Source organism: Pedobacter sp. 01N310, assembly GCF_056399805.1.
In genome coordinates, this window is the sequence record NZ_JBFTSB010000001.1 from 1339350 (window position 1) to 1366037 (window position 26688).

Sequence of the window (26688 nt, forward strand, 5' to 3'; positions counted from 1 at the left end):
ACACGATTAAACGCTCACGATGAAAAAATGTGCAATACTTATTGGGGTAAACAATACCCATGGCCTTCCACCACTTTCTGCTGCACAGGATAATGCAAAGAAAATGAATGAATGGGCACTTAGTCAAGGCTTCATAACAAGTCTTTTTACTGACGAAAATGTACCCGTAAGGTATGATGAGATTTTAGAAGCAGTAGATAGCTATGTAAAAACCTATGAATATGAACAAATGGTTATTTATTTTTCAGGGCATGGCTACCTAGCTGGTCCCAGACAAGAGGTATGGACACTTTCAGACGCAAAGTCTAACCCAGGTCAGTGCATCGGTCTTTCTCAGAGTATAATGTATTCGAGATTCACCAAAATCAAAAATGTGGTATTTATTTCCGATGCATGCCGAACTGCCAATACCGCTATTAATTTTCTCGGAAACAATGGCCTTTCAATATTTAAAACAGATAATGAGGAAGCTTCATTGATGAAGGTTGACGAGTTTTATGCCAGTCTGCCAGGTAAACCTTCCCACGAGATTTTGACATCTTCTGGAACCTATGAAAGTATTTACACTGAATGCTTATTGGAAGGCTTAAATGGGGTAATTCCCGAGATAATCACGACCTTATCCACTGGCACTGAATATAGACACGTCGTCCTAGCATATGAGCTCAATGACTACCTAGAAAATGCGGTACCAAAAAAACTGATTGAGTTAGGCCTGTTTCAAGAACAACAACCCTTAGGAGAAATTACATCCAGAAATCCTATTTTTCTTTCAAAAATAACAGGCTACGCGCCGGAAAGAACTGCACATTCATATCCACCGGAAAAACCTGATGAAGATGGTTCGAACTTTGGTCTTCCAAAATCTTTTATAAACAAACCAGAGGTCCGGAAAGAAATTGATCGGAACATTACTGACATAATGGATTCTCTAAGCGAGTCTGATATCCTTCCTGGTATGGAAGCGAATACCGGCTTGAAAATCACGGGAGTCCTTCCAGAAAAAATTTGGACAGACGGACATGAACAAGAAATAGCAAAGCAGACCTCAAACTCTGGAATATTCTTTGAGTCATCTACCGATCGCTCATCTACAGTTCTCATTCAATTGGAGGATGGAACGGGCATCCCTTTTACATTAATTAAAGGTTACCATGCCAATGCTGTTTTTAGAGACAAACGCCTGATCAACATCAACTATATCCCCTCTCCGTTCAGTTACAAGCGTTTTGATTATGTGAGATTAGAGCAGGAAATCAAAAAGCAAAAAGCAGAGATCATTGCAGCTGCGCAATTCGGCGTCTTTTCGCCCAGCGAGAAGAAGCTCTCTATGTTTGCAGACTACATCAGAAGATATAAAGCTATAGATCCGACACTTGGACTTTTTGCAGCATATGCTTATGCCTTATCCGGAGATTTTAACGAAATAAGATCTGTATACGATCACATGGCGCGTGAAAAAGAGCCCGTGCTGTTTGATGTAGCACTATTAAACAAATTTACCGAACTAAATGGAAAGGATGTTGGTTTAAAACGCAAAAAAAGCAACAGCTCTTTTATGCCGCTATTAACACAGGGCTGGTCCTATATGAATCTGAGCAATGATGATAATCTTTTTGAACTATCCACCTCCCTGATTCCTGGCCTTTGGACTTCCTTCGATGAAAAAGGGGTTAAACTTTTAATTGCACTATTAAAACAAAAATTATGAGAATATTAATGATTCATGGTATAAACCAACAAAATAAGGATGCTGGGGAGATCAAGCAGGAATGGATTTCAGCGCTGAAAAATGGGTTTAAAAATGCCAGTCTGACATTCCCTGCGGACCTGGTCTTTGACTTTCCCTATTATGGAGATCTACTGATCTCTTTGCAGGAAGCATACGAAAAGGAAAAGAACGGAGGCAGCTACATCCTAAAATCTTCTTCCCCGGGGGATGATCCCATTGAGACTTTGCAGGAGAAAGTCCTTGAGGAAATACTTTCGGATATCGATCTTCAAGCTTTAAATATAACCCATGAACAGCCAGAAATAAGGGAGAAAGCATGGTACAACCATGCCCCCTGGCTAGCAATCGCTAGGAAACTAGATAATATTAGATATTTGGGGAATCTTTCTCTAGTAAAAACAACTACAGAGGTCGCAGCCTACTTAAGTGTTAAGTTGATCCGTAATAAGATCGATCAGGAGGTCAGTTCCGCTATTTCTCCCGATACCGATATGGTTATCGCCCATTCGCTTGGATCTGTAATAAGCTACAATATACTTGGTGTGCTGATCAAAAATGCTCCTGATCTAAAGCTCTTCATTACCCTTGGCTCTCCATTGGGGATGAAGCGCATAAAAGCGCAGCTTGAAATCCCTTTAAAAAGACCAGCTTGCTTGAACGGAAAATGGATTAATATTTATGATCGATTAGATATAGTTTCTTTGAATCCTCTCGATGAGGAAAATTTTGCAATAAACCCAGCAATAGATAATTTTGCGGTAGAAAATAACTCAGATGACCACCACGATAGTTCTGAATATTTATCCGACCCACTTGTTGCTTCTTATATTAATAAAATATATTTAGAGCAAAAGAAAAAGGCATCCAGTAAAAAAAATGCCTGACCAAAACGGCCAGGCACCCCAACAAACCACAAAACCAATCTATTTCGACTTCTTTTTATTTTCACTGACCTCAATACGGATCTGCTGTGCGAGCGCCTTAGCCTGCTGCATGGCAAGGCGGAGCCTGGTCCCAGCTGTCTTATTACCTTTACCAAAAAACTTCAGTGCGTCTTCCTCTGCTCCCAGAACAAGCGCCTTTAACGAATCAAATGTTTTCATATTAATAGTTTTATCGACTAAAAAATTAATGAATTAAAATTAACCCATGGTCATGCCGCCATGTTTATCCAAGCTTAGTTGACTACCCTTGGCCGATACTATAGTTACCCCATACTCGGCCTCAAATTCCGCTTGTTTTAACAATAACCAGCCTACGTCCTTGGAGATCGCGTCCATCTCAGCCACAACCACCATATCCAGCGTACCATAATCATGCTGCATCATATCCTCCAAAATCTTCCATGACATGCCCCTATCACCTTCCTCAGAAAGCCCAACCCTGAGTTCGATACCGTGCTCCTGGCAGAAATCATATATTCGCTGAGCCTGGCGGTCCAGGTCGCGCAGGTCCCCAAAGCGCACAATTCTGGCGTAACCAACAGCAACCAATTTTTTATTCTCCTCTTCCATAGCACTCCCACTACCTCCAAGCGGAATCAATAGCCTCCAATAAATAGCAAGACAGACCTAGTTCCCAATCCCCATTCCTGCTTCCTGCTGTTTATCTTTATTTTTCTCCTTCCCCTGTCCGGCATCCAGCACAGTGGCTAAGGCAGCTTTGGTCAAGAACTGCTCACGTTTTTCCATCGTGCCTTCAGGGGTATAAAAATTCACTTTACCATACCTTGGAACCGCTTCCAGCAAAAGTTTTACCGATTGCCCATCTTTCTCCACGCTCACTAATGGCGTCAACCCATTGCGCAGATCCGCTTCCAGTTTTTCGCGTTTCTCAGGAACAGACAACTCTTTGATCTTATAATTATCCAATACCTTAGGCAGATCAAAGCCGTACTGTGGATCATGGTATTGTTGCAGATTGAAATTACCGTTTGCCCCAGCCCCTTTATCCATATCAAACTTCACCCAGGCCGCATAAACCTCTCCCGAATTAAAATTCACCAAATCATCCCGGTATACCGCATAACCCTGGATCATCTGGGCGGACTGCTGAACCGTAAATCCCTTGCCCCGGTCAGGCCACATGGTCTGCATCGCTGGTTTTCCATAAAAAATCCCCCTGAAAGATTTGGCTACAAAATTTACCTTGCCCTCGTCCAAAGTTGCTACCGTCTGTTTATGGGCCGCGTCTTTTCCGATCGCCAGTTCTGCAGCACCTTCGCGTTTTTTGAAAGCCTCAACTGCATCGGTAACCAGATCAAACTGTTTAACAGCACCGGCCTTACCCTTTTCACCCGGCGTAATAATCAGGTAATGCTGATCCTGCTCCAAAGGCTTACCCAGGTTATGGGCGACCGTAAATTTATTGAGGAAATAATACTCCGATTTGGAGGACTGCTGTAAATAAAATTCCACATCCACCTGCCCCTTGTTGGCAGGCATCACCTGATGAACTTTAAATTTGGCATCCCCATTTTTCATCAGTTCCTCCATTTTAGCAATGGTCTGCTCCGATGCACCGAGCGCTTTCATTTCTTCCTTTCGGTCTTCTAAATTGTTTAAATTCATAGCTTTTGTTTTTAATAAAGTTTTAGGATTATTTAATTTATGGGCCGGCCCAACTTCCAATTTCTCCAGGACTTTAAGCCCGTTGATCATATCAGCAACCGGTATTGCCAGGTGCCAATTAAAGATCTGCTGGTGTTCCCGTTCAAAGAAAAAGGCAGAAGCTTCATCAGCAAAACAGTTCAGCTCAAACTCCGATGAGATCGGATTGTCACTGTCATAAACCACCCATTTACAGCCCAGCGCATGCTGTTCTTCGAGATATGCGCTCAGCTCAGCTGCCAGCCCTACCTTATCGATAAGTTCAACCATAAAATTTCTTTTTATCTGCTAAGCTCCAGCTGCGATTCCTTTGATTGCTCCAACGGCTTGACCGTACCTAGTTCAAACGAAGGCTGCAATTTCACTGGCACAAACATTTCTTTAAGCTGTTCAAAGCCAATTTCATTTTTAGCCGAATCAAAGAATTCCAGCCTGTTTTCAAACGGCCCGGCACGGATATAAAATTTATCTTTCCCCGGGACACTGATTTCCACCCTGTTCCCCTGTTCCAATCCACGCAATACCAAATCAGTACTGATCGCGTAACATTCAAGCGCAATGGCATGATTCAATAATTGTTTTTTGAGATCATAATCCTGCCCGATACTAGAAGAAAACAGTAATGGCGAGTGAGAAAAATCCTTAGCGGTATCATTCACCCTCACCCAGCTTTTCTCCCATTTACCATCCAACCCTTGATAGTTTTTCAGCACAGATCCACCACGCAACAGATTGATCGCTTCAGCCAGATCAACTCCAGTGCTCTTAGAAAAAAAACAGGACTTTTCAGTTCCATCCACCTGCAACAGCCTTGCATCAAACCCTTTAAAGTGGTAACTCCCTAGATCTTCCTTATCCAGCGAAACCTGAAGCGATAGTTTTTCGCCTGTGTTTAAACCCCGCACGACTTCCAAAACAACTCGCTGCCTTTCATAATCGAGCTGATCTTCAAGCTTCATACCCATCCCTCCTAATCCCAATGAAGAAAGCCGCCCTTTTAGCGCATACATATTTTCATCCCTAAGCCTGGAAAACCGTCGGAGGTGCATTGGTTTATCGATCAGCGCAGCCTTAAGCCCTACAAAAAAACGTAACACCCGATTTGGGTAAAGCTGCCTACTAAGTTTAGCCGTTACCGATTGGAGCACCTGGATATATAGCCGTTCCATTTCCGATGGCCTGACCGATACCCTAAAAAGTCCCTGAGATAAAAACTTATATTTCAATTGCCTCATCTTACGCTCATCCAGATTAGCACCCATAAGCCCAGAAAGTGATTTCTGCCGCTCCTCCCAGGCCAGGTACAGTTGTTCCGCTCTATTTATCCCCGGATCCATGAGCTAACGCAGTTTTAATTTATTGTCACGAAGCAGCACCGCCTGACCACCTTTTAACTTCACCTTAATTTTGCGCAGCTTTTTAGTCAGCATTGACTTCGCCGCATCGATCCCGGCCCCCGCAACCTGCGTGACCAAGGACTGATCAAACGTATTCAGCGCCACATCACCAATGGCATTCCCTGCCCCATCATTCACCGTTTCAGTCAATATCGCTTCCGGTGCATCCAGCCCCAGCATGCCATCATAACTGTACAGCGACAGATCAGAAGGGATAATCGCATTGCCCAAACGGATCTGCTTGATATCCAGCAGCAGGCGCTGGTTGGTAATCTTGCAGGCCCCAAAAAGTTCATGCCCTTTTGGGATCAATACCCCGTTCACCCGTAAAGTATCCAGCAATAAAAGCTTGATTGTTGCGCCCTGAACCACTTTTTTATCTGAAGCGATCACCGCAGGGATTGCTTTGAACAGGCTATCAGTATTGATTTTTTTCGCTCCAGCGATTTTTTGCTTTACCCGTTCAGGATGCTGGATATCGATAATGTTCTCCATCATCGCATTCAGCTGTTTCATCTCCGGATCTTCGCCAGCATTTTTGTTATCCTGCATCATCTTCATCAGTGCCTCGAGCCTATCCACATCGTTTTTCATGTTTCCATTAGCAGAACCGGCCACATCACCCGGACCATATCCAGCTCTAGTACCAGCAACGCTCCCAACACCACTGGCAGTTTCCGCCGGGCGGTCAATCTCACGTTTCAAGGCTTCGAGTTTCAGCGAGATCTCTCCGGTCTGCTCCTCCCGACTGTTTTTAAAACCTAGGTTTTCGCTCATGCGTGAAAGTGAAGCGGATCCCCTCGAAGCAGAATCCCGCTCCGCCTGCTCATAAAAAGCCATTTTATCTGCCGGTTGCTGTTTTTTGATTGCCGCGTCAGGCAGCGAAAAATCTACCTTTCCACGAACAGCAGTATCTTTGACCTCGCCCTTTCCACCGCCCAGCATAAAAAAACCGGTGGTCAATACAGCTGCTGCCAGCAACGGCAAAAAAATCAGCAACACTTTCTTTTTGTCTATTTTTTTCCTGTTTTCCATCTTGATTGTTTTTTATCGGTTAATAATTTTATGGCAAAAAGAGCAGCACCGCTGAAAGGATAAGGTACAGACAGTACATGCAGCCAAGCGCTATAAAGCAGACCAAGGATAGCCGGATTTTTGACTTAGAAATGCCTCTTGTTTTGCTGTTTAAATAGGTAGCCACTAAACGCTGGGCTTTAAGAATTTTCCTGGCCAATTGAAATGCCAGATCGTTTTTATTTATCCGTCCAACATCCCGCTTACCTAGAGGCAACGTTCCACCACCAATAGCACCATCACTTTTCGCTGCCCTATCCCTTAAAAAATAGTTCCAGATCCTCATGGTTCCTCCCCCTTTAACGGTTCAGCCCTGTTCTCCAGCAGCTCAAATTTCCTGATCAGAAAGCCATGGGGATTGTTATCCGTCTGGTTTTTAAGGTCATCTATCATCCCCTGACTCACCAATTTTCTAAAAACCGTCGAAGAAGACCGTACCAGTTTTTGTGTGGCAAAACACCTGAAAGGATAAGGAAACTGGTCCACATCCAATTGTATACTGTCTATGGTGATTTCCTGGGAGATATTGGCTGCAATCAGGTTATTGTAATAACCGTTTTCCTGAAAGTTATCATACTGCTTTTTGGCAGATTCATCGGCCAGGTATAACGCCCTGGTGACACTCGCCTTGATCGCTTTATCATCAGGGACCAAGGCAAAGAAATACTGGTGAAAGGTCCTGATATGGTCACGCAGTTCTACCGGTAGGTTGCTCTTACGGTCAGAAGCCAAAGCCGTTAACAGCTTACCATTATGTAATATGTATATCCGCTGATCCTTGAGGTTATAAAACCGGTAGTATTGATAAACCGCAAAACAGCTTATCCCAAAGCAGGCCAGTATCAGAAAAAAGCTGAACATGCGGATGTGCTTAAAAGCAGTATCGATATTCTTAAACTGGCTGAACATATGAATGAAATAATCGGTGAATACTTAATAATTAAATGATAGGCAGGGGCCAGCCCTGCGGCTACCTTCCTTCAATACGCTGTTGCTGGTGGGGATTGTCCGGGAAATAATCGCCCTGTGCACCGGAAGAAAAACTCTGCTTGATGTTGCGGTAACCATCGCCCAGCGCATCTGCCACCATCCCACCACCTGACTTTGCAGCCTGCGATCCAGAACGGGTAGTAGCAGACACGATCGAATTCACTTTTTGCAGGATCGTATTTCCCCCACCTGCATGCACCACATAATTGGCCACATTCGGTACACAGAAATAACCCACGATGCCGATGATCAAAAAAATCAGGTAAGCGGTATCTAAACTGGAAAAGAAAGTATTCCCCTGCTGTTCGATCTGCGCTAAATCCAGCTTTAGCATATTTTCCTGCACCTTTCCCAGGATACTCGAAAAGATATTACAGATGGGTAACCAGAGAAAAATATTCACATAACGCGCGATCCATACCGTCAAAGTATTCTGAAAACCGTCAAAGACCGCAAATCCAAACACCAGTGGTCCAAGGATGGCCAGTACGATCAGAAAAAAGGTACGCACGGTATTGATGCACAGCGCAGCCGCGGCATAAAGAATCTCCAGCACCTCACTCAGCCACTGCTTGATCGAATTTCTGAAATTATACGATGCCTTAGCAATATTGAACTCCAGCCCACGCGACAGTCCATCCAAAAAAGTTTCTTCTTCCCCGTTTGGATCCTTCGGATAAGCGTATTTATGCCATTTATCCATATCCCCGCTGCCATCTTCCCCGACATACATCTGCCAATAGCGGCTCTTTTTTATTGCGGCTTCCTTCATTTTAAGCAACCGCTCGATTGCTTTATTGCTGTTAGCAACCATGGCATTGGTAGCCGATACCGTTGGTTGTAATACCCCATTGATCATGCCCAGCACCGCCGGAAAAAGCATCACCGCCATGCCCAATGCAAATGGCCGCAACAACGGGTAAAAATCAATAGACTCCGCCGATGCCAGCTGCCGCCATACGCGTGAAGCGATATACCACAAAGCCCCAAAACCAGCGAGTCCCCTGCCGACATTGATCATGCCCGAACATAGCGGCAACATTTCACTATATACCCTGTCCAGCACAGGCTGCAGGCCGGAAATACTCTGTGCCATTCCCTGAGCCATCACATAAGAAGGCAGAAATATTACTGCTAAGAAGGCCACAGACAGATAAACCACTTTTTTCATAAACCCTTGATTTGTTGTTCTGATTATATTGATCTGGCTGATAGCGATGCTAAAAACCCATCCACCAACCAAGCTATCCCTTTAAACAGGCTTAATTCTTCCCCATAAGCACATTACTCAGCCCCTTTACATCCGCTCTTTCTTTGCTCCTTTGCAGATCCAGCATGGCCGCCTGATCATTAAATGCCCGCAAAAACATCAGCTTTTCTTCCGTATCCGCAAAGATCCGGTCAATCGCTGCCAACCTTTCCTGGTCACTCATGCGCAGATTCGACGAAGTAATCACTGTGAGCAGTTCATCCAGGTTATCCTTGCTCAGCTCAAAAAGCTGTCTGTACACCCCGGCCATATAAGCGATATCTTCTTCCGAAAAATTGCCCGAAGCGGAAAAACGCTTAAACGCGCGCTTATATCCGGAAACGATACGACCCTGATAAGTGATAATATCCGCCACTTTGTGATATCTTTTGATCTCCGGGCTCACCAGCATCATGCCGTCCAGAAAGACTTCATGCAAGGAAAAATTCCCTTCAGCGATATCCTTTACCGCCTTATAACCACTGGAAATCAGCAAATAGCCTTTCTTCATATCGGCTAAAATATTCTTCAACTGACTGAGCTTTTCGACATTTAAAAGCAACTGCTGTGCTTCAGTAGACTGGCCGTAACCAGGGGAAGAAAACACGGTCAAAAGGCAGCAAAGTACCACGGAAAAGCGCCTAAAAAGTCTTTTTAATACTGAGCCGAGCAATAACTCAGCGAAATACTCAAACTGATCCCTATTCAAAACCATAAGCCCTCCTCAAGTCTAAAATATCCAAATGATCCCTTTCCCGGTTCCTAACCAACCGTTCCACCTTTCCCATAAAATCGGCAGTAAAAGCAGCCTTATCCTGCATCGCTTCATATAACAGATCAATGCGCCTGATCCGCTCAGCTTCCCCCATCTCCAGCCTGCCCGAAGTCACCACCAAAAGCAGCGATTCCAGATCAAGCGAACAGTCCGCCAGTACTGCTGCTTTCACTTCCAGGATATACAGCTGATCAGCTGGCGAAAGCATGGCATTTCCCTTAAACTCCCCAAACCATCTTGCGATACTGATCTGGTATGCCAGGATTTCTGCCACCTTCACATTTTTTCGAACCGCCGGGCTTACCGTTTTCAAGGAAGAAATAAATGCCTCATGCAGACTGAATTCTCCATTTGTGATATCACGCACGGTCTGCAGTCCCCCATCGACCAACTGGTAACCCTTCTTGGCATAACTTAAGGAAAGCTGTAAAGCAGCAATCTGTTCCAGCAGGTATTTTTTCTGCGTTTTCTTCTGGTTAAAAAATTCGCCAAAGGTCTGTGCATGAGCTGCGCCACCATAGCAGAACATCAAAACCAACAGACCAAGCACCGAAGCCCTCACTTTAAAAGCCGAACGCTTTACTAGACCAACCGCCAATACCGAAACGTTTCCGGCCTTAGCGCAACACTTAATTTTCGATTCCATAGATTTCTTTTAGTTTAGCGCTTTCCTCTATTGAAGAAGCACGTTGAATACTTAAGACCGCATTGCCCCGGTTAAAACTTTTCAGGTCGGTATAATTCGCATCCATCTTTTCAGATGCCTTTGAAATGATCTCCAGTCTTTCCGCATCACTCATTTGCGTTTTAAAGGAATTGACCACCAATAGCAGCTGATCAATATTTTTGATGCTTTCATCCAATATCCCCGAATACACCTTTTGCATATAATCCAGTTCCGAGGCTTCAAAATGTTTATCCTGCTTGAATAAGTTCCAGGCCCACTTGTATTCATCCACAATAGCAACCTGTTTCGCCGTCAGATCCTTCACTTTTTTATAATAGGCAATGGCTGATTTGATCTTCCAGAGTTCCTCGTAATATTCCCGGTAAAGCTCCTTCTGCCGTTGCGTCCAGTCTGCGATCTCTGTCAGCTTTAATTTGGATAGCTGGTTTTCCAAAACCTTCTGCGCATTCTGCAGCCAAATCGTCTCATTCTGCAATCGCTGGATCTTCAGGTCTACCGCCTTGATTACTTTTTTTACGCCCGCCTTGATCACTTCTACCACCGCGATCTGCGCATCTGCTCCTTTTGGTAGCCCCACGATCAAAGTCATCGTACTTACCGGCAGAATTACCATATATTGTTTCATCGTGCTCCGAATTTTAGTCCATAGTTTTCCCAGCCGGTCAGCAGACCGGCCCAATAGATTTTTCATACGTTAATTGATTTTTATCCCTTATACATGTAGCCAGGCAAATGACTTGCCTTCAGATTAATTTCCGACCAACTTTCGAAATTCCCGAGTTCCTAGCAGCAGCACTCCAGAATCGGGATAAAAGCTGATGATCTTGGAATTCCTGGGCACCTGGACCGACCCGCTTTCCTCATCCCAAATCCCCATCCATCGCTCAGTATCATGCTCCAAGCGGCCCAGCTTTCCATTCTCCAGCCGCCTAAAACCCGTCTTTCGAACTATAGAATAGGAACCCTTGACTTTGTTAAAATCCCCAATGATCAGTGTATCCCAAGATTCACTGTACTCTCCCTTGGCGTCATCCACATAGGTACCTGGGATAAAAGATTGCAGGTTCCCATTACTTTTGCAGGCAGTAAAACCCAGCACGCTGAGCAACAGAAAAAGAGTTTTTGTTTTCATGATTGATTTGTATTTGGTTAGCATTGTTTACGATTGGATTGGTTTATGAAGTGTATCTGTTAATTCCTTCTGCTTAGCCCTCATCTCAGCCGCCAGAACCGATATTCCTTTCTGGATGCTGCCATAACGCGCCGCGTATTCCTGCACCAATATCTTTTCCCGCTCTTCGGTGGTATAAGCCAAATACTCCTCTAAACTTACTTCTGTCCGGTAGACTTTACTCATCTGCCCACCCAGCGAGAAAAAGATTTCCTTGTATTTCAGTTTGGGATCGTTTGCTTTGTTCAGTGACAGCACCAACGCCTTTTCCTTATCCGTTAGCCCCAATAGCTCCTGGATCTGGTCAAACTTGTTCTGGTATTTACGCTGATCGAGCAAGATCTTACAATCCGCATTATTGATGATCGCCTGTTTCACAATTGGTGACGAGATCACGTCCTCAATCTCCTGGGTCACCACGATCGGTTCCCCAAAAAACTTACGCATCGTTTTAAATAAATAGCGGATGTATTCAGCCATACCCTCCTTCGCTATCGCTTTCCAGCATTCTTCGATCAGCACCACCTTTCGGATACCTTTCAGCTTTCGCATCTTGGAAATCACCATTTCCATAATGATCAGCGTCACTACCGGAAATAAAATCGGGTGATCTTTCACATTATCCAGTTCGAAAACAATAAACCTTTCAGATAACATATCCAGGTTTTCCGAGGCATTGAGCAGGTAATCAAACTCCCCGCCCCGGTAATAGGGATTGAGCACATAAAGGAAATTCCCGATATCAAAATCCTTCTCCTTTACTTTTCCATCAGATAATACCTGCATATATTCCGACATCAGAAACTCATAGAAGGAATTAAAGCAGGGAAAAATATCACTCCTAAGCTCCAGGTGCTCGTAATACAGTTTCAGGGCATTAGAAATCGCTACATATTCTGACCGTCTATAGGGTTCATCATCCTTTTTCCAAAGCGCCAAAAGCAAAGTTTTGATGCTTTCCTTTTTCTCGGTATCCATCTGATCCCCATCGGAGAGGTAAAATGGATTAAACTTGATCGGATCCTCCTCGCTATAGGTGAAATAATAGCCTCCCACCAGCTCGCAAAGCCCTTTATAACTGTGCCCGATATCCACCAAAATGCAGTGTGCTCCCTGCTCATAATAAGAGCGCATCATATGGTTCACTGCAAAAGATTTCCCGGATCCCGATGGCCCGATCAAAAGCTTTGCCCGGTTAGTAATCAGCCCCTTTTCCCAGGGTTCATCGCTGATATCCACGTGTACCGGTTTCCCTGTCAATCGGTCCCCTAATCTAATCCCGAATGGGCTTAAAGAACTCTGGTAAGCCGTTTCCAGGTTAAAAAAACAAGCCGCCTGCTCTAAAAAAGTATCAAAGGAGTCATTCATTGGAAAATCTGCCGCATTTCCCGGCAGGCCAGCCCACCAGATCTGCGCCTGTCCATCCGTTTCCCGTTTTGCTGAGGCATCCAGTCCCGCCATCGCCGAGCCCACCAGGTTTTTCAGATCCAACGACTTCGATCGGTCCGAAGACCAGGCCAGCACATTAAAGTGCGCTTTTACCGGCAAACGTTGTGATGCTACCGCCTCATTTAAAAAGTCATTTACCGCATCGCGGGACAATGCATTCTCCCTCGAATACGCCGACAGTGACTGCAAACGCAGTTTCTTTGCCTCCAACCTCTTCAGCACTTTATCCCTATCACCTATAAAAATATACTGGTTCAAAATATGGTTGCAGGAGAGCAGCGATCCCAGTGGACTGGCAAAACCGATACTGAACTTTGACCTGTCCGAACTGTATTTATCATAATTGATGCGTGGGCCGCACAGTGCAGGCAGTTCTTCCACATCGGAAAGCGTATAAAGCTCACAGCGTTTATCACCCACCCGTATTTCATCACGCAAATGGATATCTGAGATCAGCGGCATTTCCGCTTTGCCCAATAAAAAGCAGTAACGCTCGATCAAGCCTGGTTTATTTGCCGTTCCAGCAACCTCATCATCAGTCAAGCGCACCAGCGATACAAAACCACTATCAGACAAAATCCGGACAAACTGCCCCACATGATCCAAAAAAGAACTGAACACAGCAGGATCTATCGTCTGTTCCGGCACAATACGCCTGCGCAGGATATTGCTGTAAGCCGAATTTGAAAGTTTCCGTCCCATCGGCTTCGCGGTCAGCATCACATAACACTCATGTTCCAGAAATTCCCGCTCATTAAAAAAGCGTTCCGAGGCTCCCGATAAAAAGCTGTGCTCCACCGAAAAATCTGCCTTAAACTGACTTTCCAGGAACCAATCCTGTTTATGCAGCACCGTGCCAACAGGCAACACCCTGATCGCCTTTACCCAGGCCTGGTGATAACTTTCGTAATCCCTTTCCGAAAGCGTAAAAATTTCCGGCAAGTTTAACCTGAACACCACCGTCAGATCCCCCTGCATCGACTGGATGCAGTCATGCTCTACCTTATATATCGGAAATATATCAGCTGCCTCTATCATGACCGAACGTTTTTTAATCCTGTAAACAACCGTCTCGAGCGGAACACCAGATATTTAGGCAAGGCACGCTTGGCCAGATACTTCAGCAAGCCATGTTCCCCAAACTTTGCACTCATGCGGAACACCACTGCAAACAGGCCACCGCCAGACAGCGCAACCAATACCATCAAAACCACCAACGGCACACCCGACACATAACCCACCGCAAAACCGATCAACAGCAGCACCAAACCCAAAGCCAGATAAGCGATATACTGCGCCTTTAAGCCCTTGAACACAATCGGCCTTCCCACGCCTTTATTGATATGATATACTATAGCCATAACTAAATCCCGAAAAATGATTTTAAAACCGTAGCCACAATCACCAGAAACACGCAGCTACCAAACCAGGCAGAAGCCACCTTGGAAGTATCCGGCTCCCCAGCATTCCACTTGTTAAAAACCTTGACCGCACCTATAATACCCATCACTGCACCGATGGCATACATCAGGTCACAGCCGCTATCAAAATACCCCTTAACCTTATTTGTCGCTTCCTGAATCCCTGCATCGCCATCCTGCGCAAAAAGTGGGAATGTAGACCAAAACTGACACCAGCAAAAGATATATACTACCAATAAAAGTTTGGCAAAAAGCGTCCTAAAAGGACTATTGAATTGGTTTTTCATAAAAAACAGATGAAAATAAATTGATTGATGTTGAACTGGAAATAAATGACCGACCGATCAGAAACGATAAGTTAATACCAGAGATTCTCCAGCTCTTCCACAGAAAGGTGAAAAGCCGCATGCGAACTGATAAATTCATTGATTCGCCTGATCCTGGGATGCGAAGCCATGCCCGGATAATTCTCCTTCACCGCTTTCATCAGCTTCAGGAAATCCCTTTTTGATCCGTCTTCCTTTGCCAGCAACAAAAACACATTTTTGATTTCTTCCAACAGATCCGGCACCAGCCCCTGTTGATCCTCCACCTCACGCCCTTCGAGATCCACAAAACCGATCTCTTCCATTCCCACTGAGCTCATGCCTTCAGGTAATTTTGCTTTGCCCATCAGGTCATCCGCCAAAGGAATTCCTGCACTAACCGGACCGGTATGCTGCTGACCCTGGGGAGCATGCCCACCATCCTGCTTTCCAGCGTTCCTGAAATCCAATGGCCCACGCTTTCTTTTCAGATAAAAAAACAGCAAAACACCACCATACCAGACCAGTGCCAGAACCAATAACACCACCATAAACTGAAGCGTAGAAAAACCTTGCAACATAACCGCTCAACTTTTTCCCGGCACCCCATTGTACCGGGATTTGATAAAGCAAAGTTGCGCAAGCTCCAGATCCTCCTATCCAATATTGGATAGATTGGAATCTGAACCGCTCTTAAAACACCCGATAACCCATATTGCGCTATTACTAAAGACATCTACTAAAACCCATTCCTCCGCCTCGCCTTTTCCGGATCATAGGCATCATCCTCATCCATTTTCTTCAGCACCGCTAGTCTCATCATATCCAGAAATGCTGTCTTGCTCATCGTTTTCCTCGCCTTCAGGTCATCAAAGCCGCGTTTGGGCACCCGAAGGTTCACCCCAAAGAACGTACCCACCACCTTGAACAGCTCCACAATCCCGATACTGCCATTATTCACCTGACCTGTTAAATGGATGCCATGTACCAGCTCGATCAGGTGGATATCCTCCCCCGTCCATTTGAACTCCCGCTGCAGACCGCCCAAAGGGTCAACCACTGTCGAAGACAGAGGACCCCGCCCCGAAAGCGCATGCAACAGCGCCAGGATTTCATTACGCAAGCGCTCCTGTGCTAAAAATGAGCTGACCAGCTCAGCCATCGCAGTACCCAAAAACGGCTCATAACCCAATACAACCGGCTGAAGTACATTCCCTGGATCACGCCTGGTATAAAAAAGGTCATCCAGCATGCATCCATCCAATCTGAAATAATCATAATGCAGCGTATGCCGCTCAAAAAAAGCAGCAATAGCGCTCAGCCTGGAGAGATAATATTTCTTTTTCGCCTTCGGCCCGGATTCGGGAACACCCACCAAAAAATGATGGTATGCGGTGTAATACACGATCAAAGACTTAAACCTGGGATAGGTGAATTTATAATAACCGATCTCTTCCTGTGCATCCATAGGCGGATGGGCAGCTACAAAATCAGTCAATTCCTTCAGCGCATCCGCAACTGCAGCAATCTGCGCCTTAAGCAGTGGCACAGGAGACAATTCAACGAGGGACAAAGATTCCAGCCGGGCATGAAGTTCTCCCAGCAGATTTTCACTAAACTTGTTGTACATAGGTTGATATTTAGATAAATTCCCACCTTGCCCGTTAACTGGCAACAACTCTCACAGGCAGAAAAAGTAAATTCATCATGGACTAATGGTCTGTTCCAGATATAAGCAAAAACGCCCCACAGTGATCAGATCCTTTCTTACATGGTTTTCACTGCGTATATTTCAGAAGTCTTGCAAACTGGCAAGGTCCAGTCATATCCAGTTCAGCCCCTTCTGATACGTTATTCCACTTTCTTCACTGATACCATTTTTTGGTCAGATCATAAACAAAAGCATTAACATCACCCGAACAGCAATACCCGTACTAAACCGCTCAATAAGCCGTTATAAAAGAGTATCCGTCCCGACAGGACAATATTACCCCGTTTAAAAATAACAATGGTTGATCTGTGACACAATCGATCACCATGCCACAATTTAACGACTGCGAAGCCGACCTACTGGAAACATTAAGCTTCATCATCCCCCTTCCAACCCCCATGCAAAACCGGGTGAAAGAAGAAAGCCTAATTGAAACTTTCGAGCGCAAAAAATTACTTTTATCACCCGGCGAAACTGCACGCCGTATCTACTTCATACGCAGTGGATTCCTGCGCGCCTATTTCATTGACGACAGCGGAAACGAATGCACCACCTGGTTTACCGGCAAAGGCGATCTGATGATCTCTGTACATAGCTTTTTCACCCAGCAGCCTGCAAATGAGTACATAGAAGTGCTTCAGGACTGCACACTGCAGTCCCTTACCTGGCTCGAGCTGAATGCTTACTACGCTGACTTCAGCGAAGGCAACCTGTTGGGCAGGCTCATCACCCAGCGGTACTTTATCCTAAGCGAAGAAAGGGCAATACTGCTGCACACCCGAAGCCCCGAACAACGCTATGACCTGTTACTCCAAAACCATCCCGAAATCGAACAGCAGACTACCCAACAGAACATCGCCTCCTACCTCGGCATCAGCCGTGAAACACTGAGCAGAATCCGCAGAAAAAAAACCAGAATGTGTCACCAGACACAAAACCGCTAAAACACAACAGGCATTTTTTTATTTAAAAAAGATCTGCTAAAACTAAATTAATGGTTGCTTTATCATCACTTCAATTCTGGAGCGATCAGAAAATCGGCACCCACCTCATATTAATCCCTTGTTGTTCCGTCGTCAAATAAAACCAACCCTCAATCGGAACAACAGTTGATACGAAATAGATGACCACTAATAAGTTTCTTTCCTGATTTCTGTTTCAATTCACCCCTGATCCATTTAATTATCTTTTATGGTATACCCAGAACATATGAAATTATATGGCTAGTCTTCTCCAACTTGGACTGCTCATGAAATAACAAAGCCCGGCAATTTTTAAAACTGCCGGGCTTTGCTATGCAAGTTAAATGGCCTTAGCGGGACGCTAAAACTAGATGAGTTTTCTTTTATCTTTATTTGATGTTTTATAGGGCTCGTCCCCCTCATTTTTGCACCCAAATAGACTCATCAATAACAGCATTTATATTATTCTCATATTGTTGACAGCCCAAATTAAACAGAGCCGTAGATATCCTTCTAACTGATGCCCATAGCGTACTTATCTATTGCTTTAAATTAATTATGATTGGGGATGAACTGTTGAATCGTCTAATCAAACTTATCACAACCGCTCATCACATCCGTCTATATAATATCACAACGGAAATGATCAGACCAATCAAAAAAAACCAAAATAGAACTTTAGCAACAAACCGTTGGTGTAAGATATTCTGTTTTATCACCGCTATTCGTTGATATTCTTTATTTTTTTCTCTTAAACTCATCTTGGAAACTTCAACATGTGTCTCCATTAAATCAACTTCAGATTTATAACTGACTTTCAAATTTATGAAAGCAAAAATCTGAAATAAAAGACCGACAAAACAAACAATAGCTGAAATTTTAAGTAAGCGCATAATAGGTTTAAATTTATGGATTAAAACACTGGTGGACGCATGTCACGTTCAGGATGTTGCCATAAATTAATATCGGACGGGATCTGTAAGATTGGATAATTAATCCCCCCTTTTGTAAAGCTTCAGTCAATTGTTTCCTGTTGTAAAATAAGAGTTCTTGCATACAGTTATGCTTTTTTAATACCGCCTTATCCAATAGCCGAGGGTCTATTGGAGAGATTGCTGATGAACTTGCCATCTGCCTTAACCTTCTGAGTAAATGGAAGCAGCGTAAAACAGAATCCAAACAGCTCTCTTCGGTTCTTACATAAGGCCACCTATCTTGTTAGCCGGGCTGTTAAGCTGAAATGACATAGATTTATAACAGCATGGAATAAAAATCGCTTTTGTCTCTAGTGTACCAATGGCCATCGATGTAGTAATACTTATCCTTTTCTACTTTAACTATAGGAATATCACTTTTTATATACTTCTTCCTAGTGCTGTTATCGTTTAGATCATGAAATGTGTAGTAACCCATTGTAGGCTCGTAGCTGTTGTAAAAAGCTTTATTTTTTTTATCAAAAGCTAAAAACGCTGTTTTATTATATTTATAATTCAACTTAGGACTACGTTTAGAGCTCTTTTCGTTATGAATATTTAAACTCAACTTATAGGTGTTTGTATCATGCCCAGCCAATGTTACCTTCAGTTTAAAAAGTGAATACTCACTGGGTCTGATATCGTAAGTCGTAAGTGAGTTAACATGTAGAGCTTGGCAGAGCTTGCCATTGGAAACATACAGTATTAACTGGTTTATTACGTCCTCGTTTGACCCAGCCCTTTTCACGTAGTTGATTTGTAAAAAAACTTTATTTAATATATTGACAGTATCAACACTCATATAGTTATTTATCAATAAGGTATCTCGTAAATAACTAATGGTTAGCATCCCACTTGAAGGCTTATAATACAAATTAATGTTTGCTTTATTGCCCTCAAAAGATTGTATGTTATAAGATTGGGCTTTTGTTGATCCAATCGTAACATATAAACATATCAATAATACAATAATTATCTTCTTTATCATAGCTCAAAATTTTATTAGCTGTTATCTAAATTTAAAAAATGTTGAATTGCCGCCACTACAGTAATGATGAATTTCCCAGAACTTACTTGCTGAAAATTACTATCCTTAGCTCTTGCTTGGGGAGTCAAAGGGGTTGCACTCCAACTAATAGCGCCATTTGAATAATCCATTGTCTCGCGGTTGTCATAAGCCTGTAATGAGCCAACAATATAGAAGATGAATTGCTTTCGGAGCGTTTCAGCGAAGGCATCAAGATTACCCAGCTTGCCAAATTCCATTCTCGTACCTACGGAGCAATAAAAGCAAGGCTAATCAAACTCGAACTCCTACAGAAATAACAATCCAAGCTACATTTTGGTCTTAGCGAGACGCTAAGACCAAATTGGTGGCTACTTTTCGGCATCTTTATTGTTGATTACTTATAATTTTAAATCAAAACAGGCTTCTCGACACTTAAAGCCGTGAGAATACTTGATATTTTTTGTAAATCGTATGGAATTAAGTCGTCTGTCTTAAAATTGTGTTGAACGGTTTCCCAATCATCGGTTAATTGACCTATGGTAAAGTCCTTGGGTTCTTCATCAAGAGTATAAATCTCTTTTTCATCAAGTCTCCAATAATAATCATTTTCTATTTCTATCTCATTAACATACAACTCTTTATACCTTAAAAGAATTACGGATAGCATTTGCTCTATACTGTCTAACTTAACTTTCATTTTTGGCTACCATTTTACATACAGAACTTCAAGACTAAAAAGGCGTTCGCCAAGTAAATAACAAAGCCCGACATCTCCGCCGGACCTTACTACAATTTTATTCATCTCCCACACGCGACACGTGACTGTTGCACAACTCACAAGTGTTGAAAACGAATCCAGTTAAAGGAGGTATTATTCGGTAAATTGATGATATGCAAGGAAGAAAAAAATATCAGGAAAAGCTGTTCATGAGTTTTCAACTTTCAGATCATGTTCCTAAGGATAATTTTTATCACAGACTGAAAGATATTCTGTCTTTGGATTTTTCATATAAAACAACTGCAGGATATTACGGATCAGAAGGCCAAAAAAGCATATTCAGTTTTCAGGGTATGCCCTCCGCTGATCTGCCAGGCTTCGCCCGGTGCCCCCTGCTGCTGTATCCGGTTTAAAGGGGAGGCTTCAAACACTGTTTCAGCAAAGGCATAGTCTGTTGCCTTTACAGCCTGCCACTAATGATCGACGAACCATTCGATAGAACAACGGGGAAGTGTAAAGGCATCATAGGATCTGTGAAACACCGAATTAACAAAATAGAACAAATCCATTTTCTATTTATCAAAGTACCTTCCTTAATCTCATCTTTTCAGGTGGTCGTATGAGATCTAAAATATTATTAAACGTTTGAGTCAGGATTTAGCTTTAAATCATTAAGGAATTCTTTACCTACAACGTTCTTATAATTGAAATAAGCAAAGCCAAATACGATAATTGATAAAATCAAACTTCCTATTAAACCCATCCAACCCGCTATACAGGTAAACAATATTACAGTAATACCTAAAATCAATAAATCATAAAAGTGTTTATCAATATAGATAAAGCAATATCCATCGAGTTTTTGATCGAAAATAATCCTTCCCTCAGAAATTCTCGTCCTACTGGTATTTAACTGTATCAATCTATTGTTTTCAAAAGCGATTAATGAAGGGGTATTGCTTGTTATCGTATACCCCTTTTTCTGCAAAATTGAAATTATTTCGCTGACAGCTTTTAACTCTGTCAGCGTTCCTTTTATTTGATACTCTCTAACCAACCATCTAGTGTTGTCCATTTGTTTTGATATAATTACCTGAAAAGCCACTATAATCTCGCAACTTGTACGGCTTACCAACTAATGTAGTAATGTTGATATTTGCACTCGGGCTACTTTTAATTTTAACGCCTAAATTACTCGAAAACCCAACAGCAAAGCCAATTGTATAATAGGCACTGGCAGAGGCTAAAGATACGGTAGCTACAGAGTAACTCGCAGATCCTCCGAAACTGTCTCCGGACCAATCACTGAATGTTGCTTCGTAGTCACCTTTCGATATTATCGCACCTCCGCCGCTAGTTATTCCTCCTCCAACTCCCCATCCAACAGATATAGTACGATAACGTTGTCCATAGCCACTATCCGTTATTATTTCTCCATACTCCACTGAAATTCCCTCACCTGTCTGGAAATAAGCGCCCAAGACTGAGTAAGCAACAATCTTTCCATATTTTTTAAGCTCTGTCTTATGCTCCTTTTCTATCTGCTCCGAAGTTTTTTTCTTTGGCTTAGGTCCTCTATCAGTAACCTGAGCTTGATAACTAGCCTCAAGTTGATCTAAACCAGCAGATTGGGCATCGTTCGAGCCATCATTTCGTCCAATCACACTACTTGCATGAATTCTAAAATTTAGGCCTTTCCATAATTCTGCGTCCTCATCCTTACCCTCTGAAGCCTGCCAAATCCCATCCCAGGTCCTATGTTCCCCAAACATTCCATCAGGGTCTGTTACATTTATGGGATTATTAAAAACATAAGCGTAAGGATTCGTTTTCCGATCATTTTCAGCCATTGGATCTATTACATTCCATCTTCCAAGTGCCGGATCATAGAATCGGGCGCCATAATCGTATTCCTTTAAATCATCCTGAAACTCTTTACCGTTATAAAGATACTTGTTATCGTTAGAAGATACAAGTGTTTTGGGGTCTTTACGTAAACCAAATGCATAATAATCATCCCTTTGTAACAACTCCAAAGATTGGTTATTAGGGTTCTTATAAAATGTTGCTCTAACATTACCTAGATGATCAGGCAGATTAAATTCATAGCTATAATTGCCATTCTGATTTCTTGCCACCCCCTCTTCAGTATGAATAAGTTCTATTGCTCCACCAACGTATTCAATTCCATTTATATAATAACGATCGCCAGTTAAACTACTTTGTTTTCTCAATTTATTGCCATTAGCGTCATAAGTAAAAGTAATACTCTGTGATCCGGAAATAACTCTTGGGAGATTGAGGAAATTATATTCTATATCAGTAATGCCTTTTTGGGTATCTACTTTAAGATTACCATTATTATCATATCCATAGTTACTATTAATGAAGCCCGATATACTAGTTAATCGATTTCCATTGTAACCGCTGTAATTGTTCAATCCAAAATTATCCCTTCTCAGACTTACGATATTGCCCATCACATCGTAACTTATCTCTTCACCTAAATTATTACCTGCTGTTGATTTTTCCAATCGATTTAGTTTGTCGTATTTATACTCAAAGGAATTACTTTGTCCATTTGTATACGTCTGCCCGGAAATATTGCCATTAAATTGTGGAATCACACCATCATTATAGGTTAATTGAAGTGAAAATTCATTGCTTGTACTGGTCTTCAACCATCCACGTTGATTGTAAGAATAATCTGTATGCTGCAAATTATCATTCAATTGCTTTTGTGTTAGTTGCCCAAGTTCGTTGTAAATATTTTTGCTTAAAGTAATATTTTGTCCCGCCAGGCCATTTGTGCTGATCTGCTGTAGGGTTTCTGTTTTTCTTCCCAGATGATCATATCTGTATTCATTATTTATATCAGTTTGCACACCTAAAAGTAAATGAGTTCTTGCCTGATATCTTAACTCATTTTGAAAATTATAAGTTTTACTAACTCCATCACTTCCCCCCATCAAGTCTTCACTCTTCTGTTGAACGATTCTTCCCTCCAAATCATAATAATTAACAGTTAATAGCATAGTTCCAGTACCAAGTACAGTCGTTTTTGTGGCAGTTAATAGTGTATTTACACGATCGCCACTAGCCTGACTGGCTGAGGGTGCACCAAATCCATTGCTTGGAAAATTATAGTTATCGTAGTAATTTATGCTATGGTAATATGAAATAGATTGCGGAAGCGCATTGTTTGTATAGCCAATGCCCGTTGCAGCTACTTCCTCAAAGTTTGTGGCATGAGAATTTACAGCATCTTGAAGAGTTGCACGATCAGAGCCACTATCATAAGTGCCTGTAATAATTATCCTACCAAAGGCATCATATTTAGTAAATAACCATTTGCCCGTATCTCTTAAATTTGGGTCCTGACTAAACACAAGCTGATCAAGGGGATTGTAGACCATTAATTCCCATTTTTTACCAGGTAATTGTTTCTCGATCAATCTTTTTCGACTGTCATACCTATACTGATAGCAATAATTATCCAGTTCACTTTGGGAGGGTACGCCGTTATCAGGGTTTGCACCAGCGGGCAGTACATAGCATAAATTTCCTAAGTCATCATAAACATAATAGCAACTAATTACTTCTATAACATTTCCTTTTAGATTAAAATGCCTTTTCAACACAGTATGACCTTCATTATCCTTATAATCTTCTACTGTCCCAGCTTTTCCATCTGATGGATTCCAGTTCTCATCTTTTATGATCTTAACAATAAGTTGATTGCTCGGATAAAAGCCTGGGCTTGAAAGTGTAGTGATATGTTCCTGGCCAGGAGAATTAATTAGTTCAGCTCGGAAAATCCTTACTGCGAATCCAGTTGTAGAATTACTCAAATCACTATTATTTTTTCCATAATCCGTTCTTAAAGTATGGCCTGATTCTGCAATAGAATTATCTAATGGTTGCCAAACTGCCCCAGGTGCTCCCTGCTCTAGAGCGACCCCCAGAGAACTCGTCTCAAATATTGTTTTTGAGTAGGGGAATGGATTTGATGTGATGCCGGACGAGCCATTATTGTAAAAAAAAGACTGACCAACCCCTGGCAACAGCGCATTGCTACGGTAAGCACCGCCATTTGTACTTTCTGCATATGGAAGATATTTGAGTGCCTCTCGCCCATAAGCATCAAAGGCCATTGGAACGATCAAATCTTTTCCTGATGGACTTCCCATTACCTGCACGTTTTGTAGAGGTCTGCCAAGTGCATCGAAATAAGCGATGCTTGTTTGTATCCTATCTTTATCACAGCTGGCGGCCATAACCGAAGATCTTGTTGTGAAATTTTCCTCACGGGGTATGTAAGTAACCACATAATTTTGATCCAAACTTGGTTGAAGGCAACTTACTGCGGATACTACCTCTAAGCTGATAGTCGTTGTTAAAATTCCTGATGTGCCTGAAACAGTAATAGTATACACTGTCATCGGCGATGTATTTATTGGTATTCCTGAAATAACACCGGTAAGCGGATTAATCGCTAAACCGGAAGGGAGTGCCGGACTAATTGTGTAGCCACCCATTGTAATCTTTCTTATTCGGTTAGATGAATTTTCTGCAATGTATAAGTTTCCTTGCGTATCAATGCACAATCCATATGGTGAAGTGAAACGCGCAACATTGGTATCACCATCGTCAGATCCGGCAGAAGTGGTACCAGCTAGCGTAGTCACCACTCCAGCCTGAGTAATTTTTCGGATCATGTTATTCTGCTGATCGGCCACATAAACATTGCCGGAACCATCAACGGCAACACCGTTGGCATAATTGAAACTTGCCCCCGTACCCGCTCCGTTAGATGAACCGATTGAACCACTTCCCGCAAGGGTAGTAACATTACCCGAAGCGCTGATCTTTCTCACCATATGATTGAACCGGTCAGCTATATACAGATTTCCGGCTGCATCAAGTGCTAGCCCCATCGGGTAATTGAAGGTAGACAAAAGTGCTGTACTGTTTACACTTCCAACTGCCCCAGTACCTGCATACGTACTTACCGTTCCAGACGGTGTGATCTTTCGGATCCTGTGATTGTACGCATCTGCTACAAAAAGATTACCCAATCCATCAAATGCCAATCCCATTGGATATTGAAAACTCGCCCCGGTACCTGTTCCATCTGCAAAACCAGGTGAACCACTACCTGCAAATGTAGTAACCGAACCAGAAGGGGTAATCTTGCGTATACGGTGGTTCTGCTGATCGGAAACAAAAACATTTCCCGAACCATCTACCGCAATAGCACTCGGATGCTGAAAAACTGCCGATGTGCCCTGTCCGTCTGCATAACCGGCATAGCCAGCCCCAGCCAAAGTGCTCACGGTTCCATTGGGCGAAATCTTCCGAATCATATGATTCCCTGCATCTGCGACATAAACATTTCCAGCCGCATCGGTGGCGGTAGAAATAGGATTATACAACCCTGCCCCACTGTTTGTAAAGGTTGATACGGTACTAGTGGCCGATATCGAGCCTCCCGTTACAGTTGGACTTAGGTTAACAGCCAATCCAACAGATTGTGTATTTGGGCTCGTGTAGCTGATTGACTGTCCGGAACTACTTCCGTTTACACTAATATTTGTAGTGATGCTACCTGTATTCGTGCTGTATCCCTCAGAAACCACATAATAGGTTCCTGCCCCAAGGGTAGTCTGGATATAAGATTGAGAGCCCGGACAAGGGCCCGTTGTCCAACTATCATCACTGAAGGTGATCAAATTACCTGATTGGTCCAAAAGGTACATATAGGTATCAAAACTACTTCCACAGTGCGATAAGCTCACCGTCGCGGAATTTGTCAAAGTAAATCGGTAAAAGATATCATTGCTCATCTGTCCGTAGTTGTTTCCTAAACAGGCGTCAGCATTACTCCGTGTATCTGTGAAACTGCCCGATCCGGAAAAAATTCCGGCATTAATGGCATATGCCATACCTGCCCCCGATGAAGGACCGCTCCCATTGCCCATAATATCAACTGCGAGATTGATATTTCCTGTATAACTTCCGTACCCCTCAGTTACGATAAAATAAGTACCCGCCGAAAAAATTTGGCTAACGGAAGAACTTGTACCCGAACACAGCACACCATTATCATCATTATAGGCAACTTGATTACCATTCTGGTCAAGAATCCATAAATAAGTATCAAAACCTGAGCCACAAAGGGAAATATTAACATTGGTGGAAGCAGATAATGTAAATGTATACCAAATATCAGGACTTATGTTGCCATACGTGTTTGAATAGGGATAGGCATTGGAACGGTAATCATAAAAACTGGTATTACCACAGGCACCAACTGCAATCGGTATCGCATCGTACTGTCCCATACCACTTTGTCCAAAAGCGCCAAAAAATGGGAAAAGAAGCAAAAACGGTAAAATAATCCTGTATACCCATCTGCTGACAGGTTGTATAGTGTGAGATTTGGAATTCATCG

At 42.8% G+C, this 26688-nt stretch carries 25 protein-coding genes and 1 pseudogene; 3 read left to right on the forward strand and 23 right to left on the reverse strand.

The features are described from left to right. The first annotated feature begins 19 nt into the window (after positions 1 to 19). Together AC1DNH_RS05230 and AC1DNH_RS05235 are read left to right on the forward strand one after the other, a co-directional pair. Positions 20 to 1711, forward strand: coding sequence for a caspase family protein (locus tag AC1DNH_RS05230; protein WP_477608805.1), 1692 nt, complete (start codon positions 20 to 22; stop codon positions 1709 to 1711). Continuing rightward, positions 1708 to 2616 (forward strand): hypothetical protein, encoded by a 909-nt coding sequence (locus AC1DNH_RS05235; RefSeq protein ID WP_477608803.1) that lies wholly within the window; start codon positions 1708 to 1710, stop codon positions 2614 to 2616. The genes AC1DNH_RS05230 and AC1DNH_RS05235 overlap by 4 nt, the downstream gene beginning before the upstream one ends. A 39-nt stretch (positions 2617 to 2655) precedes the next feature. Here AC1DNH_RS05235 and AC1DNH_RS05240 read toward each other — a convergent pair whose 3' ends face one another. The 17 genes from AC1DNH_RS05240 to AC1DNH_RS05320 all read right to left on the reverse strand — a co-directional run bounded on the left by AC1DNH_RS05240 (position 2656) and on the right by AC1DNH_RS05320 (position 16490). Further along, positions 2656 to 2835, reverse strand: coding sequence for a histone H1 (locus AC1DNH_RS05240; protein ID WP_477582939.1), 180 nt, complete (start codon positions 2833 to 2835; stop codon positions 2656 to 2658). A gap of 39 nt (positions 2836 to 2874) precedes the next feature. Next, positions 2875 to 3246, reverse strand: coding sequence for a recombinase family protein (locus tag AC1DNH_RS05245; RefSeq protein ID WP_477582937.1), 372 nt, complete (start codon positions 3244 to 3246; stop codon positions 2875 to 2877). Positions 3247 to 3303: 57 nt separating this feature from the next. Continuing rightward, complete coding sequence (locus tag AC1DNH_RS05250; RefSeq protein WP_477625238.1) at positions 3304 to 4611, reverse strand: hypothetical protein; 1308 nt, start codon at positions 4609 to 4611, stop codon at positions 3304 to 3306. An 11-nt stretch (positions 4612 to 4622) separates the two neighbouring features. Beyond that, positions 4623 to 5678, reverse strand: a complete 1056-nt coding sequence (locus AC1DNH_RS05255; RefSeq protein WP_477582933.1) for a hypothetical protein — start codon at positions 5676 to 5678, stop codon at positions 4623 to 4625. 3 nt (positions 5679 to 5681) lie between these two features. After that, positions 5682 to 6773: a conjugative transposon protein TraM gene (gene traM, locus AC1DNH_RS05260; RefSeq protein WP_477582931.1), complete on the reverse strand. Its 1092-nt coding sequence runs from the start codon at positions 6771 to 6773 to the stop codon at positions 5682 to 5684. A gap of 28 nt (positions 6774 to 6801) precedes the next feature. Beyond that, a complete protein-coding gene (locus tag AC1DNH_RS05265) occupies positions 6802 to 7098 on the reverse strand; it encodes a hypothetical protein (RefSeq protein WP_477582930.1) in 297 nt (98 codons plus the stop codon). Further along, positions 7095 to 7721, reverse strand: coding sequence for a conjugative transposon protein TraK (gene traK, locus AC1DNH_RS05270; RefSeq protein WP_477582928.1), 627 nt, complete (start codon positions 7719 to 7721; stop codon positions 7095 to 7097). The genes AC1DNH_RS05265 and traK overlap by 4 nt, the downstream gene beginning before the upstream one ends. 61 nt (positions 7722 to 7782) lie before the next feature. Beyond that, entirely contained in the window at positions 7783 to 8973 is a 1191-nt protein-coding gene (gene traJ, locus AC1DNH_RS05275; RefSeq protein ID WP_477608118.1) for a conjugative transposon protein TraJ, read from the reverse strand. A gap of 91 nt (positions 8974 to 9064) precedes the next feature. Then, complete coding sequence (locus AC1DNH_RS05280; RefSeq protein ID WP_477582924.1) at positions 9065 to 9766, reverse strand: TerB family tellurite resistance protein; 702 nt, start codon at positions 9764 to 9766, stop codon at positions 9065 to 9067. Continuing rightward, positions 9753 to 10472, reverse strand: a complete 720-nt coding sequence (locus AC1DNH_RS05285) for a hypothetical protein (RefSeq protein WP_477608116.1) — start codon at positions 10470 to 10472, stop codon at positions 9753 to 9755. The genes AC1DNH_RS05280 and AC1DNH_RS05285 overlap by 14 nt, the downstream gene beginning before the upstream one ends. Continuing rightward, on the reverse strand, positions 10456 to 11205 hold the full coding sequence (locus AC1DNH_RS05290; RefSeq protein ID WP_477625239.1) for a conjugal transfer protein TraI: 750 nt from the start codon (positions 11203 to 11205) through the stop codon (positions 10456 to 10458). The genes AC1DNH_RS05285 and AC1DNH_RS05290 overlap by 17 nt, the downstream gene beginning before the upstream one ends. A 57-nt stretch (positions 11206 to 11262) precedes the next feature. Next, positions 11263 to 11646: a hypothetical protein gene (locus AC1DNH_RS05295; RefSeq protein ID WP_477625240.1), complete on the reverse strand. Its 384-nt coding sequence runs from the start codon at positions 11644 to 11646 to the stop codon at positions 11263 to 11265. A gap of 27 nt (positions 11647 to 11673) precedes the next feature. Then, positions 11674 to 14172 (reverse strand): TraG family conjugative transposon ATPase, encoded by a 2499-nt coding sequence (locus AC1DNH_RS05300; protein WP_477582918.1) that lies wholly within the window; start codon positions 14170 to 14172, stop codon positions 11674 to 11676. Further along, complete coding sequence (locus tag AC1DNH_RS05305) at positions 14169 to 14495, reverse strand: DUF4133 domain-containing protein (protein ID WP_477582916.1); 327 nt, start codon at positions 14493 to 14495, stop codon at positions 14169 to 14171. The genes AC1DNH_RS05300 and AC1DNH_RS05305 overlap by 4 nt, the downstream gene beginning before the upstream one ends. Before the next feature lie 2 nt (positions 14496 to 14497). Next, positions 14498 to 14842, reverse strand: a complete 345-nt coding sequence (locus AC1DNH_RS05310) for a DUF4134 domain-containing protein (protein WP_477582914.1) — start codon at positions 14840 to 14842, stop codon at positions 14498 to 14500. 71 nt (positions 14843 to 14913) lie between these two features. Beyond that, positions 14914 to 15441, reverse strand: a complete 528-nt coding sequence (locus AC1DNH_RS05315; RefSeq protein ID WP_477582912.1) for a hypothetical protein — start codon at positions 15439 to 15441, stop codon at positions 14914 to 14916. A gap of 158 nt (positions 15442 to 15599) precedes the next feature. Further along, positions 15600 to 16490, reverse strand: a complete 891-nt coding sequence (locus AC1DNH_RS05320; RefSeq protein WP_477608112.1) for an RteC domain-containing protein — start codon at positions 16488 to 16490, stop codon at positions 15600 to 15602. Positions 16491 to 16897: 407 nt separating this feature from the next. Between AC1DNH_RS05320 and AC1DNH_RS05325 the strand changes: the two genes are divergently transcribed. After that, entirely contained in the window at positions 16898 to 17515 is a 618-nt protein-coding gene (locus AC1DNH_RS05325; RefSeq protein ID WP_477582910.1) for a Crp/Fnr family transcriptional regulator, read from the forward strand. A 1269-nt stretch (positions 17516 to 18784) separates the two neighbouring features. Here the strand turns inward: AC1DNH_RS05325 and AC1DNH_RS05330 are convergent. The 6 genes and pseudogenes from AC1DNH_RS05330 to AC1DNH_RS05355 form a co-directional block, all read right to left on the reverse strand. After that, positions 18785 to 19495 (reverse strand): hypothetical protein, encoded by a 711-nt coding sequence (locus tag AC1DNH_RS05330; protein WP_477584598.1) that lies wholly within the window; start codon positions 19493 to 19495, stop codon positions 18785 to 18787. Between the two features lie 14 nt (positions 19496 to 19509). Further along, positions 19510 to 19773, reverse strand: coding sequence for a hypothetical protein (locus AC1DNH_RS05335; protein WP_477584597.1), 264 nt, complete (start codon positions 19771 to 19773; stop codon positions 19510 to 19512). A gap of 149 nt (positions 19774 to 19922) precedes the next feature. Further along, positions 19923 to 20213, reverse strand: a complete 291-nt coding sequence (locus AC1DNH_RS05340; protein WP_477584596.1) for a hypothetical protein — start codon at positions 20211 to 20213, stop codon at positions 19923 to 19925. A gap of 338 nt (positions 20214 to 20551) precedes the next feature. Beyond that, positions 20552 to 20683 (reverse strand): annotated as a pseudogene (locus AC1DNH_RS05345) (DUF6443 domain-containing protein); the annotation flags it as partial. Between the two features lie 188 nt (positions 20684 to 20871). Further along, positions 20872 to 21309: a hypothetical protein gene (locus AC1DNH_RS05350; protein ID WP_477584595.1), complete on the reverse strand. Its 438-nt coding sequence runs from the start codon at positions 21307 to 21309 to the stop codon at positions 20872 to 20874. After that, positions 21296 to 26686, reverse strand: a complete 5391-nt coding sequence (locus AC1DNH_RS05355) for a DUF6443 domain-containing protein (RefSeq protein ID WP_477625241.1) — start codon at positions 26684 to 26686, stop codon at positions 21296 to 21298. Before AC1DNH_RS05355 ends, AC1DNH_RS05350 begins: the two co-directional genes overlap by 14 nt. Positions 26687 to 26688: the final 2 nt, after the last annotated feature.